This window comes from Massilia sp., assembly GCF_032106685.1.
Taxonomy (GTDB): domain Bacteria; phylum Pseudomonadota; class Gammaproteobacteria; order Burkholderiales; family Burkholderiaceae_D; genus Telluria.
In genome coordinates this window covers 17,927-34,334 of sequence record NZ_DAMCPG010000037.1, presented here as the reverse complement: position 1 = coordinate 34,334, position 16,408 = coordinate 17,927, and the positions used below count along the sequence as shown (strand labels likewise).

At 63.2% G+C, this 16,408-nt stretch carries 14 protein-coding genes and 1 pseudogene; 9 read left to right on the top strand and 6 right to left on the bottom strand.

Annotated features, from left to right (window positions below; translation table 11 throughout):
- The first annotated feature begins 23 nt into the window (after positions 1-23).
- The 8 genes from RT688_RS18125 to RT688_RS18090 all read left to right on the top strand — a co-directional run bounded on the left by RT688_RS18125 (position 24) and on the right by RT688_RS18090 (position 8,748).
- Positions 24-392: a hypothetical protein gene (locus tag RT688_RS18125; RefSeq protein ID WP_313706247.1), complete on the top strand. Its 369-nt coding sequence runs from the start codon at positions 24-26 to the stop codon at positions 390-392.
- 110 nt (positions 393-502) lie between these two features.
- Positions 503-1,804, top strand: a complete 1,302-nt coding sequence (locus RT688_RS18120) for a TolC family protein (RefSeq protein WP_313706246.1) — start codon at positions 503-505, stop codon at positions 1,802-1,804.
- The gene (locus RT688_RS18115; protein ID WP_313706245.1) at positions 1,801-3,012 is read left to right on the top strand and encodes an efflux RND transporter periplasmic adaptor subunit; all 1,212 of its coding nucleotides are present in this window, start codon (positions 1,801-1,803) and stop codon (positions 3,010-3,012) included. The genes RT688_RS18120 and RT688_RS18115 overlap by 4 nt, the downstream gene beginning before the upstream one ends.
- A 14-nt stretch (positions 3,013-3,026) precedes the next feature.
- Complete coding sequence (locus RT688_RS18110; RefSeq protein ID WP_313706244.1) at positions 3,027-6,191, top strand: CusA/CzcA family heavy metal efflux RND transporter; 3,165 nt, start codon at positions 3,027-3,029, stop codon at positions 6,189-6,191.
- Positions 6,192-6,239: 48 nt separating this feature from the next.
- A complete protein-coding gene (locus tag RT688_RS18105; protein ID WP_313706243.1) occupies positions 6,240-6,830 on the top strand; it encodes a hypothetical protein in 591 nt (196 codons plus the stop codon).
- Between the two features lie 50 nt (positions 6,831-6,880).
- Positions 6,881-7,066, top strand: coding sequence for a hypothetical protein (locus tag RT688_RS18100; protein WP_290423425.1), 186 nt, complete (start codon positions 6,881-6,883; stop codon positions 7,064-7,066).
- Between the two features lie 129 nt (positions 7,067-7,195).
- Positions 7,196-8,155, top strand: coding sequence for a cation diffusion facilitator family transporter (locus tag RT688_RS18095; RefSeq protein WP_313706242.1), 960 nt, complete (start codon positions 7,196-7,198; stop codon positions 8,153-8,155).
- Positions 8,152-8,748, top strand: a complete 597-nt coding sequence (locus tag RT688_RS18090; protein WP_290423427.1) for an SIS domain-containing protein — start codon at positions 8,152-8,154, stop codon at positions 8,746-8,748. Before RT688_RS18095 ends, RT688_RS18090 begins: the two co-directional genes overlap by 4 nt.
- A gap of 48 nt (positions 8,749-8,796) precedes the next feature.
- On the opposite strand, the pseudogene RT688_RS18085 reads toward RT688_RS18090, so the two are convergent.
- Positions 8,797-9,147 (bottom strand): annotated as a pseudogene (locus tag RT688_RS18085) (cation-transporting P-type ATPase); the annotation flags it as partial.
- A 381-nt stretch (positions 9,148-9,528) separates the two neighbouring features.
- On the opposite strand from RT688_RS18085, the gene RT688_RS18080 reads away from it, so the two are divergent.
- Positions 9,529-10,725: a tyrosine-type recombinase/integrase gene (locus tag RT688_RS18080; protein ID WP_290423428.1), complete on the top strand. Its 1,197-nt coding sequence runs from the start codon at positions 9,529-9,531 to the stop codon at positions 10,723-10,725.
- Between the two features lie 49 nt (positions 10,726-10,774).
- On the opposite strand, the gene RT688_RS23860 is transcribed toward RT688_RS18080, so the two are convergent.
- The 5 genes from RT688_RS23860 to RT688_RS18060 all read right to left on the bottom strand — a co-directional run bounded on the left by RT688_RS23860 (position 10,775) and on the right by RT688_RS18060 (position 16,352).
- Positions 10,775-10,942 (bottom strand): helix-turn-helix domain-containing protein, encoded by a 168-nt coding sequence (locus RT688_RS23860; protein ID WP_409521941.1) that lies wholly within the window; start codon positions 10,940-10,942, stop codon positions 10,775-10,777.
- Between the two features lie 701 nt (positions 10,943-11,643).
- A complete protein-coding gene (locus tag RT688_RS18075) occupies positions 11,644-12,507 on the bottom strand; it encodes a Kdo hydroxylase family protein (protein ID WP_313706241.1) in 864 nt (287 codons plus the stop codon).
- Positions 12,508-13,106: 599 nt separating this feature from the next.
- Positions 13,107-13,601: a Spy/CpxP family protein refolding chaperone gene (locus RT688_RS18070; protein WP_313706240.1), complete on the bottom strand. Its 495-nt coding sequence runs from the start codon at positions 13,599-13,601 to the stop codon at positions 13,107-13,109.
- A gap of 85 nt (positions 13,602-13,686) precedes the next feature.
- The gene (locus RT688_RS18065) at positions 13,687-15,042 is read right to left on the bottom strand and encodes a DUF2254 domain-containing protein (protein WP_313706239.1); all 1,356 of its coding nucleotides are present in this window, start codon (positions 15,040-15,042) and stop codon (positions 13,687-13,689) included.
- A 128-nt stretch (positions 15,043-15,170) separates the two neighbouring features.
- Complete coding sequence (locus RT688_RS18060; RefSeq protein ID WP_313706238.1) at positions 15,171-16,352, bottom strand: tyrosine-type recombinase/integrase; 1,182 nt, start codon at positions 16,350-16,352, stop codon at positions 15,171-15,173.
- Positions 16,353-16,408: the final 56 nt, after the last annotated feature.

Sequence of the window (16,408 nt, the reverse complement as noted above, 5' to 3'; positions counted from 1 at the left end):
TCCTACGTGCTATACTTTTCCTCATGGCCGCCCGACGCTTCATCTACCTTGTCTTGACGATCCTCGCTCTTCAGCTCAGCTGGAGCGTGGTTGCTGCCTATTGTCAACACGAGTCGGGCCGTGCCGCCCAGCATTTCGGTCATCATTCGTCGGAGGCCGACTCGCACAAGCTCGCCTCCGCTGAGAAAGACAAGCCGGCGGGTTCCAACAAGAAAGTCGCAATGCACTCGCACTGCGCTTCCTGTGCTCACGCGACGCTTTCCTTCGAAGGACTTCCTGTTGCGCTGGTGATTATTGAGCCGGCCCGTCTGGCGCCGCCGGCGCTCCAGCTTCAATACTCCTCCTCATACTCTGCTCGTCCCGAGCGGCCTCAATGGATCTCCGCCGTCTGATTCGGCGGCAGATCGTATACATCCACTCATCGTTGTGCGGGCGGGCCTGAAGGCCATCCCGATACGTCTCGCTGCTGAATAGCCTTCGTTTTCAATAACTGGAGTTATTCATGCATCCCAAGTATTTCGTCCTCGGGGCGTCCGTGCTATTTGCACAGGCGTTGCCGAGTGCTGCGCAGGTGACAGCGCAGCCGTTGTCTCCTGTGGCAACACAGCAGCAAGCACCCGTCGCAGGCCCGCCGCTGACGCTCGATGAAGCCATCGCAAAGGCACTGGCGGCCAACCCAAGCCTGCGCGCGGCCGCGCTCGATGTTGCGATCGCCGACGGCATGCGCCGCCAGGCGGGCCTGTTCCCGAATCCCGAAGTGTCCTTTGTCCGTGAAGGAACGCAACGCGGTACCCGCACCCAGACCGTGCAGCTCAGCCAAGTGCTCGAACTCGGAGGAAAGCGCTCGGCGCGTATCAACCTGGCCGAACGCGAACGCAGTCTTGCGGCAGGCAACCTCAGCGTGGCCCGTACCGATCTGCGCGCCGACGTCACAACGGCCTATTTCGATGCCCTGGGTGCACAGGAGCGCGTGCGCATCGCCCAGACCTCGCTCGACGTCGCAGCGAAAGCAACAGTGGCGGCCGAAAAGCGCGTCACGGCCGGACGGGTTTCGCCTGTCGAGCAGGATCGCGCCGGCGTGGCACAGGCATCGGCGCGGCTCGAGCTGGCCCAGGCGCAGAGCGACCTGGCGATTGCCATGCACACCTTGTCCGCCTATTGGGGCGAAACTGGTCAGGCAAACCTTACCCTGATCGTCCCCGAGCTCGACCTGGCACCAACGCCTGCGCTGGCCGAACTGGAACAGCGGCTGGCCACCTCGCCGCAGCTACGGCGCGCGAACTTGCAGGTCCAGCGCGAGGAAGCTCAGGTCGGCGTCGATCGTGCCCAGCGTATGCCCGACCTCACGCTTATCGTCGGCAACAAAAAGGACGACGAGATCGGGCGTTCGCAGACCGTGGTCGGCCTGTCGGTCCCGCTGCCCTTGTTCAACCGCAACCAGGGCAGCCTGCAGGCCTCGCTCGGTCGCGCCGAGAAGGCACGCGCCGAACTGGAGGCCGAGCGCCTGCGCCTGCACCAGGGGCTGACCAACGCGTACCAGCGCGCCCAGTTGTCGCGCGAGCAGGTGCGCAGCATGCGCGAGAACATCCTGCCGGCAGCGCAGCGCGTGTTCGACTCCGCGGTCACCGGCTTTGAAGCCGGCAAATTCGGGTTCCTCGACGTGCTCGACGCCCAGCGCACGCTGCTGCAGATCCGCACCCAATACATCCAGGCACTGTACGACCGCTACCGCGCCGTCGCCGACCTTGGCCGCTATGGCGCTCCAGACCCAGGCGCCAACCTCAACAACAGGATTGCCCCATGAAGTCGACTATGAACAAGAAATCCCTATTTTCCATCGCCGTCGTCATCGGCGTAGGTCTCGTGCTCGCGCTCGCCATTCTTTTCTGGAAAAGGGACGCGCCAGCGGCCCAGGGTGAAAGCGAACACGCAGAGGAAACGGCCGAAAAGTCGGGAGGCAAGGAAGAGCATGCCGACGAGCCGCCCGGCCTGATCGAGATGACGCCGCAGCAAGTTCAAGGCGCGGGCATTGCCGTGGCGCAGGCCGCTCCGGCGCGCATCGATACCGCCGTCACGCTGCCGGGCGAAGTGCGCTTCAACGAAGACCGCACCGCGCATATCGTGCCCCGGGTGGCGGGCGTGGTCGAATCGGTCTCCGCCTCGCTCGGCCAGGAGGTGAAGAAGGGCCAGCCACTGGCCGTCATCGCAAGCCCCGACCTGGCCGAACTGCGCAGTACCGCCCTCGCCGCGGACAAGCGCCTCGGACTGGCGCGCACCACCTACGAACGCGAGAAGAAGCTGTGGGAAGACCGGATCTCGGCGCAGCAGGACTACCTGCAAGCCGAGCAGGCCTACCGTGAAGCGCAGATCGAGGTGCAGTCCGCCAGGTCGAAACTGACGGCCCTCGGCGCCGAGATCAACGGGGGCGCCGTGAACCGCTATGTCCTGCGCTCGCCCTTCAACGGCGTCGTGGTCGAAAAGCACCTGTCGCAGGGCGAAGCGGTGAAGGAAGACGCGAACGCCTTCCTGGTGTCCGACCTGTCGACCGTCTGGGTGGAGATCGTGGTGACGGCCAAAGACCTGGAATCGGTCCGCGTCGGCCAGCCGGTCACGATCAAATCCGCTGCCGGCAGCGCATCGGTCACCGGCAAGGTCAGCTATGTGGGTAGCCTGCTGGGCGAACAGACCAGGACCGCGACCGCTCGGGTCGTCATCGACAACCCGGGCCTTGCATGGCGCCCTGGACTGTTCGTGAACGTCGCTCTCGTGCGCGGCACGAAGGAAGCTGCCGTTGCAGTCGCAGCCGATGCCGTGCAGACCATTGAGGGCAAAGCCGTCGTCTTTACAAAAGTGCCGAAGGGCTTCCAGGCCCAGCCGGTCACGCTTGGCGCGAGCGACGGCAAGAACGTCGAGATCGTCGCCGGGCTGAGCGCCGGGGCGCAATACGTTGCAACGGGCAGCTTCGTTGTGAAAGCCGAGCAAGGCAAAGGCAGTGCCGAGCACGAACACTGATCGAGGAACCCGACATGTTTGAACGCATTATCCGCTTCGCCATCGAGCACCGATGGCTTGTCATGCTGGGCGTCGTCGCCATGGCGGCCGTCGGCATCTACAACTACCAGAAACTGCCCATCGACGCGGTGCCCGACATCACCAACGTCCAGGTCCAGATCAACACGTCGGCCGCCGGCTATTCGCCGTTGGAAGCCGAGCAGCGTGTGACCTTCCCGATCGAAACGGTCATGGCGGGGCTCCCCGGCCTGGAAGAAACCCGGTCGCTGTCGCGCTATGGCCTGTCGCAGGTGACCGTCATCTTCAAGGATGGCACCGACATCCACTTTGCACGCCAGCTCGTCAACCAGCGAATCCAGGAAGCCAGGGAAAACTTGCCTGAAGGCGTGGTGCCCATGATGGGCCCGATCTCTACCGGCCTGGGCGAGATCTACCTCTGGACGGTCGAAAGCGAGCCGGGCGCGAAAAAGCCCGACGGCACACCGTACACGCCGACCGACTTGCGCGAAGTCCAGGACTGGATCATCAAGCCGCAGTTGCGGCAGGTGCCCGGCGTCACCGAAATCAATTCGATCGGCGGCTTCGAGAAGGAATACCTGATCGCACCCGATCCGGCCAAGCTCAGCTCCTACGGCCTGTCGCTGTCCGACGTCGTCGGCGCGATCGACCGCAACAATAACAACGTCGGTGCCGGCTATATCGAGCGCCGTGGCGAGCAGTTCCTGATCCGCGCGCCGGGGCAGGTGCGCACCCTCGACGATATCCGCAACACGGTCCTCAGCAACGTCAAGGGTGTTGCAATCCGCGTGCGCGATGTGGCGACCGTCGACATTGGGCGTGAACTGCGTACCGGCGCGGCGACCGAAAACGGCAAGGAAGTCGTGCTCGGCACGGTATTCATGCTGATCGGCGAGAATAGCCGCGCCGTGTCGCAGGCCGTTGCCGCCAAGATGGTCGAGGTGAACCGTTCGCTGCCCAAAGGCGTCAAGGCGGTGCCGGTGTACGACCGGACGGTACTGGTCGACAAGGCCATCAATACCGTCAAGAAGAACCTGCTCGAGGGTGCGGTGCTGGTGATCGTCATCCTGTTCCTCTTCCTCGGCAACATCCGTGCGGCGATCATCACGGCGATGGTCATCCCGCTGGCGATGCTGTTCACCTTCACGGGCATGGTGTCGTACAAGGTCAGCGCGAACCTGATGAGCCTGGGCGCCCTCGACTTCGGCATCATCATCGATGGCGCGGTCGTGATCGTCGAGAACTGCGTGCGACGCCTCGCGCATGCGCAGGAGCACCACAAGCGCGACCTGACCCTCTCCGAGCGCTTCCATGAAGTGTTCGCGGCTGCCCGGGAAGCACGGCGACCGCTGCTCTTCGGCCAGCTCATCATCATGGTTGTGTACCTGCCGATCTTCGCGCTGTCGGGTGTCGAAGGAAAAATGTTCCACCCGATGGCCTTCGCCGTGGTTGCGGCCCTGGTCGGCGCCATGATCCTGTCGATCACCTTCATCCCCGCCGCGGTGGCCCTGTTTATCGGCAAGCGCGTCACCGAGAAGGAAAACAGGCTCATGGGCATGGCCAAACGTGCTTATGCGCCGATGCTCGAAAAAGTCATGCGCAACGCGGCACTGGTTATCACGAGCGCGGTCGTCCTCGTCGTCCTGTCGGGGTTACTGGTGACGCGGCTGGGCAGTGAATTCATTCCGAGCCTGAACGAAGGCGACCTGGCGTTGCAGTCGTTGCGCATTCCTGGCACCAGCCTGAGTCAGTCCGTGGAAATGCAGAAAAAGGTGGAAGCCGGCCTGAAAGCGAAGTTCCCGGAGATCGACAGAGTGTTTGCCCGCACCGGCACTGCCGAGATCGCATCGGACCCGATGCCGCCGAACATCTCGGACGGCTACATCATGCTCAAACCTGAAGCGCAATGGCCAGCACCGAAGAAGAGCCGCGACGAACTGATCGCGGCGATCCAGGAAGAGGCCGAGAAATACGCCGGCAATTCCTACGAGTTCTCGCAACCGATCCAGTTGCGGTTCAATGAACTGATCTCCGGCGTGCGCAGCGACGTTGCCGTCAAGGTCTTCGGCGACGACATGGAGGTGCTTGCATCGACCGGCAAGGAGATCGCCGAGGTACTGCAGCGCATTTCGGGTGCGGCCGAAGTGAAGGTCGAGCAAACGGGCGGCCTGCCTATGCTGACCGTTAACATCGACCGCGAGAAGACTGCGCGCTATGGCCTGAACATCGGCGACGTGCAGGAAGCCCTGGCCATTGCAACCGGCGGTCGCGAAGCCGGCACCATGTTCGAGGGCGACCGCCGCTTCGATATCGTCGTTCGTTTGCCCGAAACGCTGCGGACCGATCTCGACGCGCTCAGGCAGCTGCCAATCTCCCTGCCCGCCGAGGACGGCGGCGCGACGACCTACATCCCCCTGGGCGAGGTTGCTTCGCTCGAATTCGCGCCTGGTCCGAACCAGATCAGCCGGGAAAACGGCAAGCGGCGCATTGTCGTGAGCGCGAACGTGCGCGGACGCGATATCGGCTCGTTCGTACCTGAGGCAGCCGCGGCAATCGCCAGGGATGTCAAGGTGCCGGCGGGCTACTGGACAAGCTGGGGCGGCACTTACCAGCAACTGCAGTCGGCCACGACCCGGCTCCAGCTGGTGGTGCCGCTCGCCCTGTTCATCGTGTTCACGTTGCTGTTCATGATGTTCAACAACGTGAAGGACGGGCTGCTGGTCTTTACGGGTATCCCCTTCGCCCTGACGGGCGGCGTCATCGCTCTCGCCCTGCGTGGTATTCCGATGTCGATTTCGGCGGCGGTCGGGTTCATTGCCCTGTCGGGTGTCGCGGTGCTGAACGGCCTGGTAATGATTTCCTATATCCGCACCTTGCGCGACGACGGCATGGGGCTGGACCGGGCGATCACGCACGGCGCCTTGACGCGCCTGCGGCCAGTGCTGATGACGGCCCTGGTGGCGTCCCTTGGGTTCGTGCCGATGGCGATTGCGACCGGCACCGGCGCCGAAGTGCAGCGGCCCCTGGCGACCGTTGTGATCGGGGGCATTCTTTCCTCGACGGCGCTGACGCTGCTCGTCCTTCCCCTCCTTTACCGGCTTGCTCATCGCAAGGACAGCGATGAAGTACCAGCGGAGCCGGTGAAGGTTCTCGTGCATTGAGACTGCCGGGCCGCGAGGAATCCTTGCGGCCCGGCTGAGGAGGATGAAATGCGTGAAGACACCCCAAGTCGGTCGCCAGGTACACGCCGGCTTTTCGGGCTGGACCTTGCTGCGCACGGAACGGCGCTCCTGAGCTGCATTACCGGAGGAGTCGTTCTGGAAAGCGTCGTCCTCATGGGAGCTGCCTCACATCACGCAGCAAGCATCGGTTTTCGCCTGCTACTTGACAACAAGGATGCAGGGCAATCCCGAATCAGGTCGGGCGACGCACTGTATTCACTTGCCCAGCTCATCATTTGGGCGTGTTGTCTGCTGCTGGCCATATGCGTTACCGCCATGGGCGCACACGGCATGTTTCACGCAGAGCCGCTCAATGCCCTGGCAATAGCAGGCTTTGCGATACCCGGAGCGCTGGCCGCTGCGACTACCGGTGCGCTGGCTTTGCGCCCCGGCGATGCTGGACGTAGTTGGCGCGAGGTCGATGCAATGCTGTCCGCAGCGCCAGCCGTGCTGGCGTTTTGTGTCGCGTTCAGCCCACTGGGCGTTGAGGCAGGAAAGCTGGACGCACTTGCCGGGCTGAGCATCGTACTGATGCTGTGCGCACGTACCGTGCTCCATCTTGGCCGGATTCTGGACTGATTCGCTGCTAGAGAGACAAAGCGTTGAACGCAATCGCAAGGAGACGAACAATGAAACTACAACAACAGCTGCCCGATCCGATACGTGGTCAGCTCATCGAAGTAGTTGGAATCAGCAGCCTGATTTTCTTTGGCCTGATGATGGTGTTTTTCGGTTGGCTCAAATACAAGGACCGCAACAATCCGGCAAACAAGAAGAAAAGGAAGGGCTCAGCGCGCAGCGCGAAGAAAAAATAGCAATCCTCCGGCGTCCTTGGCGCCCGTCCGTATCGCGGGCGAGCGGCAGGAAGCGTGCCGAACTCTCCGCGAGGGTCTCGCTTCTCTAATTTGTCAGCACAACCGTAATTACTATATAAGGGGAAAACAATGGGTTTAGGACATTCACATGCAGCACAGCCGGGCCAGAACGAACGACCACTCTGGATTGCCCTCGGCCTTACGACCGCCTTCCTCATCGCTGAAATTATCGGCGGCATCCTTACCAACAGCCTGGCGCTAATCTCGGATGCAGCGCACATGTTTACCGACAGCGCGGCGCTGGCAATTTCACTGGCCGCAATCCGCATCGGCAAACGCCCGGCAGACAGCAACCGGACATTCGGGTACTACCGCTTCGAGATCCTCGCGGCCGCTTTCAACGCCATGCTGCTGTTCGCGGTGGCGATCTACATCCTTTACGAGGCTTACCAGCGACTGCACAATCCACCGGAAATTCAGTCGGGAACGATGCTGATGGTTGCCGCTTTCGGCCTGGTCGTGAACCTCGTTAGCATGCGCCTGCTCTCGAGCGGCAAGGACAGCAGCCTGAACGTCAAGGGCGCCTATCTGGAAGTCTGGAGCGACATGCTCGGTTCGATTGGCGTGATCATTGGTGCGCTCGTTATTCGCTACACCGGCTGGACCTGGGTCGATTCGGTGATTGCCGTTGCGATCGGGCTGTGGGTGCTGCCACGTACTTGGACGCTGCTCAAGGCAAGCATGAACGTGCTGCTCGAGGGGGTGCCAGAGGGACTGGGCATTGCCGACGTCAAGGATGCAATTGCGCGAGTGCCGGGCGTGGCCAGCGTTCACGACCTGCATGTATGGTCGATCACCAGCGGAAAAGCCAGCCTGACCGTGCACGTCGTTCAGGGTACTGCTGTCGCAGACCCGCAAGCTCTGCTGATGGCGATCCGCGAACTCGTGGCGCGCGAGTACGATATCCATCACAGCACCATCCAGATCGAAACGACGCCCTGTGAACAGGCGGCTGAAGAGCACAGCTTCGGGCCTACGCTGGCACACGAGCACGCCGACCACGACGAGCACGAAGGAGAAAAGCGATGATCGACCATATCAGGGCCAACCTCGTCGAGGCACGCGACGCGCTCGACCGCCTCATCAGCGATGATACCCAACTCGGCAATATTCAGGCCGGCGCCTCCCTGTTGATCGACGCATTGCGCAGCGGACGCCGCGTCATCTCGTGCGGAAACGGTGGCTCGATGTGCGATGCGATGCATTTGGCCGAAGAGCTGTCGGGGCGATTCCGCGAGGATCGCCCAGCGATGGCAGCCGTGGCCATCAGCGACCCGAGCTATATCAGCTGTGTGGCCAACGACTACGGCTACGACCAGGTGTTTGCCCGCTTCGTCCAGGGTAACGGCGGCGATGGCGACGTCCTGTTCGCAATCAGCACGAGCGGCAGCAGCCCATCAGTCGTGTTGGCTGCCCAGGCTGCCCGTGCGCGCGGAATGAAGGTGATCGGCCTGACTGGGCGGTCAGGGTCGCAGCTCGAACAGAATGCCGACGTATGCATCTGTACAAGTGCGGGCCGATACGCGGACCGGGTGCAGGAGCTGCATATCAAGGTCATCCATATCCTGATCGAGTTGGTCGAGCGCGCTTTGCAGCCGGCGAACTACCCAGTCAACAAGTAAGCCGCCGACAAGGTCCCAGAATAGGCGTCTGGAAGCGGACGCGCCTGCTTACGTCCCGCCGCGTGCTCCACTGAACTTGAGCAGCCGCAGTCCATTAAAGACCACCAGCAGGCTCGCGCCCATGTCCGCAAACACTGCCATCCACAGGGTGGCCGATCCCGCAATCGCCAGTCCCAGGAACACCGCCTTGATTGAAAGGGCGGTAACGATGTTTTGCTTCAAGATGGCACTAGCCTGCCTGCTCAATCGGATGAACTGAGGGATCTTGCGCAGGTCGTCATCCATGAGCGCGACGTCGGCTGTTTCAATCGCCGTATCCGTGCCGGCCGCCCCCATGGCGAAGCCGATATTCGCCTTGGCCAACGCCGGCGCGTCGTTGATCCCGTCGCCTACCATCCCGCTCGTAAGCAACCTTAAGTACATTGCTCGGTCGCAGTCAGAGCTCAAAGTTGGAACAGTTTGCGGTACTTACGGACAACATCTAGTCCTGAGTGCCTTGTTCGGTCCGGTATCGAACAGCATGGTCAAGGAAGCAAATATCCCTCGCCCATGCTCGAAGCGCTGACTCGGCTTGGAGGCAAGGACTGGACGACCCGTGCACGTGCTCGATGTGGCCCTTCGACCCTGCCGGTTCAGACGCCGCTCGCGAAGCCCTGGTCTGCGCACGAAATCCCGGCATACAATCCAGGCTGTCGCTTGGCTTCGGGTAGGATCAGGGTCGTCTGCGTTGAGCGCAATTCCGACAGTGGCCACAAGCGGCTGTATTAACTAACATTCGTCATGCCCCCTTCAAATTCCGTCATCCCGTCGCCAGCCGTCGTCGCTCCTCTCGAGATCATCACCATTCCCGGGCAGCTCGACGGCTCCCAGGGGACCAACCGCGCACGCGCCGGCACATCCCAGATACGAGCAAATAATGACATCGACGCGATCAAGGCCTGGCTGGCCCGTTTTCTGGAAAAGCGGACCACCTTCGACAACTATCGCAAGGAGGCCGAGCGCCTGCTGCTTTGGTGCACGCTCCAACTGGGCAAACCACTTTCTTCACTGACCCACGAGGATTGGCTCGAGTACCAGCTGTTTCTGCGGAACCCGACGCCCGCGACTCGCTGGATCGCCGCAGAAGGTCGAAAATTCCCGCGGACAGATCCGGGGTGGCGGCCGTTTGCCGGGCCGCTGTCGGCGTCGAGCCAGCGTCAGGCGGCGGTTATCCTGAATACCCTCTTTTCGTGGCTCGTCAACGCAGGCTATCTAGCCGGTAATCCTCTTGCTCTGTCGCGTGAGCGCCGACGGCGATCTGCGCCAAGAATTTCTCGCTATCTCGACGACGAGCTGTGGAATGAAGTAAAAATGACCGTAGACACGCTGCCGCGGGAGACGCCGCGTGAGCGCGAACACTATTTGCGGCTACGCTGGCTGGTCTCGCTCTGTTACGTCTGTGGGTTGCGTATCTCTGAAATCACCAGCAACAGCATGGGAGGCTTTTTCCGGCGCCGCGACCGCGACGGCGAAGAGCGCTGGTGGCTGGAAGTGCTCGGCAAAGGCGACAAATTGCGCATCGTGCCGGCGACCGACGAGCTAATGGTCGAGTTGGCCCGTTACCGACGTGAGTTGGGCCTTCAGCCGTACCCCGTTCCTGGAGAAGCGACGCCACTACTCCTACCGATAGGCGGAAACCCTCGACCGATGTCGCGCGGTGGCGTACATGAGATCTTCAAGGCGCTGTTCGCCAAAACCGCGGATCGACTCCGTCAGCGAGGTCCTGAACACGCACCTGCCGCCGCCCGCGTAACCCAGGCGTCAGCGCACTGGCTGCGCCATACCGCGGGGTCGCATATGGCGAACAACGATGTCGACCTCCGCCACGTTCGCGATAACCTGGGCCACGAGTCGATTAGCACAACGAACACTTACCTGCATTCGTCCGACGACGCCCGCCATGCTGAAACGGAAGAAAAACACCGGATCGGCTGGTAGCCGTATATTGTCGTGATACCGTTGCCGGGTGCGCGGGACCTCGTAACGATCATGGGCTACCGGCTAAGTCCTGCTCCGCCATGTCCTGGGTGAGCTGGATCAGTCGCGCCGGCGTCACCTGCAAGGCGGCAGCGAGCTTGAATAGCACACGCACCGTCGGCTGTCGCTCGCCGCGCTCCATCAGGCTGACGAATGTTCGGTCAACCCTCTGTCGCAATAAGGAAGGGCCGACTGCAGCCGTTCGGAACGGCTCAGTGCACGCTCTTGTTGCTTTGACGACAAGAATGGGTTCTGTTAGGCGGTCTTAATGTACAGATAGCCTTGAAACAGCGTACAGCCGCAGCGTTCGAGCAGGTCGCATAGCTCCACCGTTTCGACGCCTTCCGCAATGACGGCTACCTCCATGCCCGCCCAAGTGCGACGAGGGCAGTGACTATCGTCACGTCCCCTGGATCGCTCCGTAGGTTTTGTACGAACGACTGGTCGATCTTGAACTGGTCGAACGGGAGCCGGTTCAGTACGTGAGTGACAGCACCGTCAACGATCTGCTTTCGAGGCTTGGGTGCGAAACGACCGCGGCGACTCGGCTAGAGGCCAACGAGGTGCTCTCAAACTTTGTTCTTTTCTGTCACACTGCGTACTGCTCATTGGTGACTGCTCCCCTGCCCCTTCGGTGAGTTTCAAAATTAGTTCGCGCCTTCGGGGAGTTTCAAATTTAGTTCGCAGAAGTGCGAACTAAATATGATACAACAATACAAAAGCATCATTTAGAATCAATAGGTTACGTCGAAACTTGATGTACTAGATTTAGTTCGCCGGACGGTCGCGAAATCTTGCGGGGGGCTGCCGGCACTCGACAGCGGCCACGTGTCCAAGGGGCGGCACTGCCGCAGGCCGGCCCCCATGCTTCAGCCGCAGTCAAACCAGCATCTTTCCCGTCATCCTCGACAATATCGCAAGCGGACTCGACTCCACGTCGACCTGTTCCGAAGGCGCCAACTGCACGGTCAGCTCCAGCAGGTATTGCCCCGACATCGCCGCGTGCGACGTCTGGTCGGAAACACATACCCAGGTGGAGCCCGCCGGGAAGTCGATGCGCTGCTGTGGCGCGTTCTCCTGGTAGTCGGGATCGGATTTCATCGCATCGTGTAACTGCAGCATCAGGTGATCGTACTCGCTGCGCAGCGACTTGGTCACGCGCAGCAGCTGCAATGCCTTGGCCTTCATGGGCGAATACCTGGGCAGGCGCGGCAGGAAGCGCTCGGCGACCTGCTCGAACGGTTGTCCAACGCGCCATACCCGCGGCACGCCTTCCGGATTCACGTTCGAGAACACCCGCAGCAGGCGTTCGCCCCGGTTCGGCCTCGACGGGAACGCATCGATATGCAAGCGCCGGTCGTCCGCGCGCCACGACTGGACGCGGTTTTCCACCTGCGCCGGCCGGAAGCTGACCGGCCCGCGCTTCAGCTTGCCGGCGTAGGCCGGAAACAGCGTAGCGAGCAGTCCGTCGGCCTGTTGCCTGAACCGCGCCATCATCGCTGCGAGCGCCAATACGGTGTCGGGTTCGCCTGTCGCCCCCTTGAGCTTGTCGTTGGCATCGAGGCTGATGTTGCGGCTCTTCGGGTCGCGGATGCCTGGCGTGAACAGCATGAACTCTTGAGTCAATGGCTCAAAGGCAAGCGAGGGAAAGTAGAGAACTTTGCCGGCCTCGAGGGCCGCACTCCAGGTGCCGCCTGCATTGCCGTCTGGCAGGCTGCGCATTTCGACGATCTGCGGTTCCATTGCGGTAGTATTTGGCGTGGCGGGCAAATGGCGGCCCCGCACGACCACCTTACTTAATCCCGATCAAACATTCTGGGCAGTATGGTTGCCGCCGTATCGCAAACGCAAACGCAAACGCAAACGCCCGGCGCGATGCAGGTGAGTCCTCCCCGCGTGCGACGGCAGCAGGATTTCCCGATAATCGAACTCGACATTACAGTAAATAATGTCGAGTTTCATGCAGTGGCAAGGAAGTGTAGGAGAAAGCGCGTGGCGAAGCCTCCTCCGGGCCCGCGTCCTGTGCCGAGACCGAATGCGACATTGGGTCCGCACGGCGGACCGGACAACCGACCCGCGGACGTCGTCCAGTCTACGACACCGGTGCAAGCGGATGGCAAGCGGATGGATAGGCTCGTCCACCCACCCATCCGCCACTGCCCTTGCTCCGCCGTTTGGCGCTCGCGCCGCACCGGTGGCCGGCAGGTGGAGGCGCCGGCTAGGTTCGGCCTCCTTTCGATGTGCTGCGCCGGCTACCTGGCCGCGCCAGCAAGGCGCCGCCCTCTCCCGTTCACTGTCCGGCGCATCGAGGGCGTTTCCGGGCGCCGACTGCGCCGGCCGCCCTACTCGCTGGCCTGGCTGAGCTGCTGCCTTTGCTGGGGAGTGAGCAAGGCATCGACCTGCTTCTGCGCGTTGAGCATGTTCTCGAACATTTCACGATGGATCTTCTCGGCCGTCGCGTAGGCGTTGCGCGCCGCCTGCTCGTCGAATTTGCCGTTCCTGTAATACCTTGCCGACTCCATACTGTCGTGCATGCGGTCCATCAAGGCAAACTGTTTCCCCCTCAGGTCCTTGTGGATCGCGTAGATCTTGTTGCGCTGGTCCCTGGTCAGGCTGAGGGCGCCGTAGTCCCCGCCCATCGCGCCGGGACCCCAATCTCCCATTCCACCCCAGCCGCCCATGCCATGCTGGCCCGCCATACCGTGGTGGTGGCCGGGCGGCGGCGCCCCGCCCTGCCGCCCGGCCGGCGGTTCCTGCTGGGCGAACGCCGGCTCCCGGGCGCCGAGGAAAGACAGCAGCAAAACGGCGGTGCAGACCGTTCCCGGACGGATGTTCATGATGGCCTCGCGATTGTTCGGTGAATGCAGTGTAGATCGCATGACGCCCGATTTGGTTCGGCCCGGGCAGCGGCGCGCGCGCCGTTCATGGCGGGGACGCATCGCGCTTCCCGCTCGCGCCGCCCGACGCGTCCTCGCGTGATCCGGACGCGCCGCCCAGGCCCTGCGAATCGGGAATGCGCGCCAGCGCGGCATCGGCGGCGAACAGCCGGGTGCGCTGCGCGGCCGCCTCGAGCAGCGACAACTCCGTGTGCAGCGCGGGATGGCGGTGGGCCGGCAGCGTAGCGAGCAAGGTGTCGATCATCGCCCGCAGCCGGCGCTCGACCTGCACGCTGTCGGCGCCGTAATGGCGGATCTCGCGAAAGCTCATGTGCACGAAATCCTCCCAGTCGGGGGTACGCAGGATCAGCCGTAGCCGCCCGGCCGCGTCCCGGATCTCGCAGTCATGCAAGGCGCGCTTGCCGACCAGGCCCAGCAGGCGCTGCACCTGGTCGATCGCGAGCACCGCGGTGGTCGGGTCGTTGATCGCGGGCGACAGTGCCTTGAGCGCGATGTCGACCACGATCCGGAACGCGAACATCGGGTCCTGCTCCAAGGTACGTTCGCTCCCCATCGCCACCTGTTCGGCAAGCCGTTTCTCGTCGATGTCCGCGCCAGCGCCATGCACGAGGAACAGCGGCTCGCCGACAGCGACGAAGTCGCCGACCTGGGCCGCGAGCTCGAGCACGCAGTCGTGGCGCGCCGCTTCCCGCACCAGGCGCGGGATGTTCACGGCCAGCACGACCGCCGAGCGATGCCGGTAAGGGATCACGCGTGCAGCCGTGGCGTCCGGCGGGCGCTCGGGATGGCGCTGCTCCGGCCCGTCGCCGGCGAGCGCGGGATAGACGCTCTCGATCACCGCGACGCCTTGCCGGCCGATCCGGATCGCCAGGCTCACGGGGCGCAGCATCCGCGCCGCGTAATCGATGAGGAGGATGAAGGCGACCAGCGAAGCCAGTCCGAATACGGCGCCGAGATACACCTGGAGCTGGGGCACGCCCCGGTCGAGGCGGATCAGGGTGCGGTTGGCCCACAGCATGCTGAACACGAACAGACCCACGATCCAGCGGATCACCCGGTCGCGCAGCAAGGTGGTGGCGATGATGCGCGGCGTGTACTGGCCGCCGGCGACCTGTATCGCAACGAGCAGCGAGCCGAAGGCGAACACCAGGCAGGTCTGGTTCAGGTCGAAGATCCGGTTCAGCAGCGCGGCGGCCTCTTCGCGGTCGATGCGCCAGGCGCCCAGGGCCAGGCCAGGACCGGGGCCGAGCCCGCAAAACCAGGTTTCGAACGCCTCGGTCACGCGCACGAGGGCCAGCGCGGCTCCGATGGCCAACATCGGCACCACCCACAACGACGATTTCAGGTAGCTGACCAGGCTATAGCGCCGGTTCCATCCCATGGCACCGCTCCCGCTGACCGCTGCCGATTGTGCCCGCCGTCGCCGCATGTGCACATTGGACCTTGGGACGATAGCCCCTCGGAGCCGCCGGGGCGGGAGCGCAAGCCGCCCTGCTCCCGGCGCCGCCGTCACTCCTCCGTTGCAGTGCCGCCGCCGCCCGACCTGATGATCTCGTCGTGCCGTTCGTTGTCGCTCTTGTGCAGGTAGGCCGCGGTGGTCGAGATATTGGCGTGGCCGGCGGTGTCCTGCAGGGTCTTCAGCTGGACCCCGTTGTTGGCATGGTTGGTCAGCATGCTGTGGCGCAGCCAATGCACCGAGGCATGCCGCAAGGACGCCGCCGAATCGCCGTCGCCCTGGCTGGCCGCCAGTTCCGCGGCCTCGGCAAAGACCGCCTTGAGCGCCTCGCCGGCGGCTTCGTCCGAGAGACGGGTGACCGTCCGGCTCCTGCTCGACAGCACCAGCGGCATGCGGTCGGCGCGGCTGGTGTCGGGCGCCAGGCCGAAGGCCGCGCGGTAGCGCCGGAAAGCATCGAGCATCTGGGGCGGCACCGGAAGTCGGCGCGCCTTGTTGCCCTTGCCGATCACGTCCAGCCACCAGCGCCCTCTTCCTTCGGTATAGATCGATCCCATCGCGGCGCCGACGATCTCGTTCAGGCGCGCCCCGGTCTGGGCGAACGCGATCAGGAGGAAGCGGTCGCGCTCGCGCCGGCGCAAGACGGCCGGTGCATCGGCCGGGCGCGCGGAGACCGTGGCGATCGCCAGTTCGATCGCCTGCGGCGTGAGGTAGCGGGTGATGCGGCTGCTGGTCGGCGTGCGCACGTTGCGCACCAGGGCGCCGGGATTGCGGCGCAGGTAGCCGGTCTGCTCAGCGAAGGCAAGCAAACCCTTGACGGCGATCATGGCCTGGCGCCGGCTCGGGTCCGACAGCGGCCCGGTAAAGGGACGGTAGCGCGGGTCGCTGCGCGGCCACTTGGTGGTCGATATCCAGTCCGGCGGCGGATTGCGCAGGAATTCCTTGTAGGCGTTGAGGTCGGCCACGTTCAGCTGGCCCAGCGTCTTCTTCGCCTCCTCGCGGCACCAGGTCAGGAAGCGGTACAGCTCCTTCTGCGAATTGGCGATGGATTTCGGCGTCAGCTCGCCGTTGGCGATGAACTCGCGCGCAATCTCGATGTCAGTCTGGGCTTCCGTGATCGGATCGTCGGCCACCCGGAACATCTTGACGTCGAGCCGGCCGCTGGGCTTGCCTGCGTCTGCGTCTGCGTCTGCGTCAGGGGCGGTCGGACCGAGGTCGAGCGGGATGAATTTCGTCATGGTGAAGCACATCTACTGTATGGATATACAGTATAGCAAAAGCATTGCAACTGCGA

What these genes read in the sequence shown, in the direction of transcription:
- RT688_RS18110 (WP_313706244.1), top strand. Translation starts at nt 3,027, where the DNA reads ATGTTTGAACGCATTATCCGCTTCGCCATCGAGCACCGATGGCTTGTC.
- RT688_RS18070 (WP_313706240.1), bottom strand. Translation starts at nt 13,601, where the DNA reads ATGAACATCCGTCCGGGAACGGTCTGCACCGCCGTTTTGCTGCTGTCT.
- RT688_RS18100 (WP_290423425.1), top strand. Translation starts at nt 6,881, where the DNA reads ATGAAACTACAACAACAGCTGCCCGATCCGATACGTGGTCAGCTCATC.
- RT688_RS18060 (WP_313706238.1), bottom strand. Translation starts at nt 16,352, where the DNA reads ATGACGAAATTCATCCCGCTCGACCTCGGTCCGACCGCCCCTGACGCA.
- RT688_RS18095 (WP_313706242.1), top strand. Translation starts at nt 7,196, where the DNA reads ATGGGTTTAGGACATTCACATGCAGCACAGCCGGGCCAGAACGAACGA.
- RT688_RS18105 (WP_313706243.1), top strand. Translation starts at nt 6,240, where the DNA reads ATGCGTGAAGACACCCCAAGTCGGTCGCCAGGTACACGCCGGCTTTTC.
- RT688_RS18090 (WP_290423427.1), top strand. Translation starts at nt 8,152, where the DNA reads ATGATCGACCATATCAGGGCCAACCTCGTCGAGGCACGCGACGCGCTC.
- RT688_RS18115 (WP_313706245.1), top strand. Translation starts at nt 1,801, where the DNA reads ATGAAGTCGACTATGAACAAGAAATCCCTATTTTCCATCGCCGTCGTC.
- RT688_RS18120 (WP_313706246.1), top strand. Translation starts at nt 503, where the DNA reads ATGCATCCCAAGTATTTCGTCCTCGGGGCGTCCGTGCTATTTGCACAG.
- RT688_RS18125 (WP_313706247.1), top strand. Translation starts at nt 24, where the DNA reads ATGGCCGCCCGACGCTTCATCTACCTTGTCTTGACGATCCTCGCTCTT.
- RT688_RS18080 (WP_290423428.1), top strand. Translation starts at nt 9,529, where the DNA reads ATGCCCCCTTCAAATTCCGTCATCCCGTCGCCAGCCGTCGTCGCTCCT.
- RT688_RS18075 (WP_313706241.1), bottom strand. Translation starts at nt 12,507, where the DNA reads ATGGAACCGCAGATCGTCGAAATGCGCAGCCTGCCAGACGGCAATGCA.
- RT688_RS18065 (WP_313706239.1), bottom strand. Translation starts at nt 15,042, where the DNA reads ATGGGATGGAACCGGCGCTATAGCCTGGTCAGCTACCTGAAATCGTCG.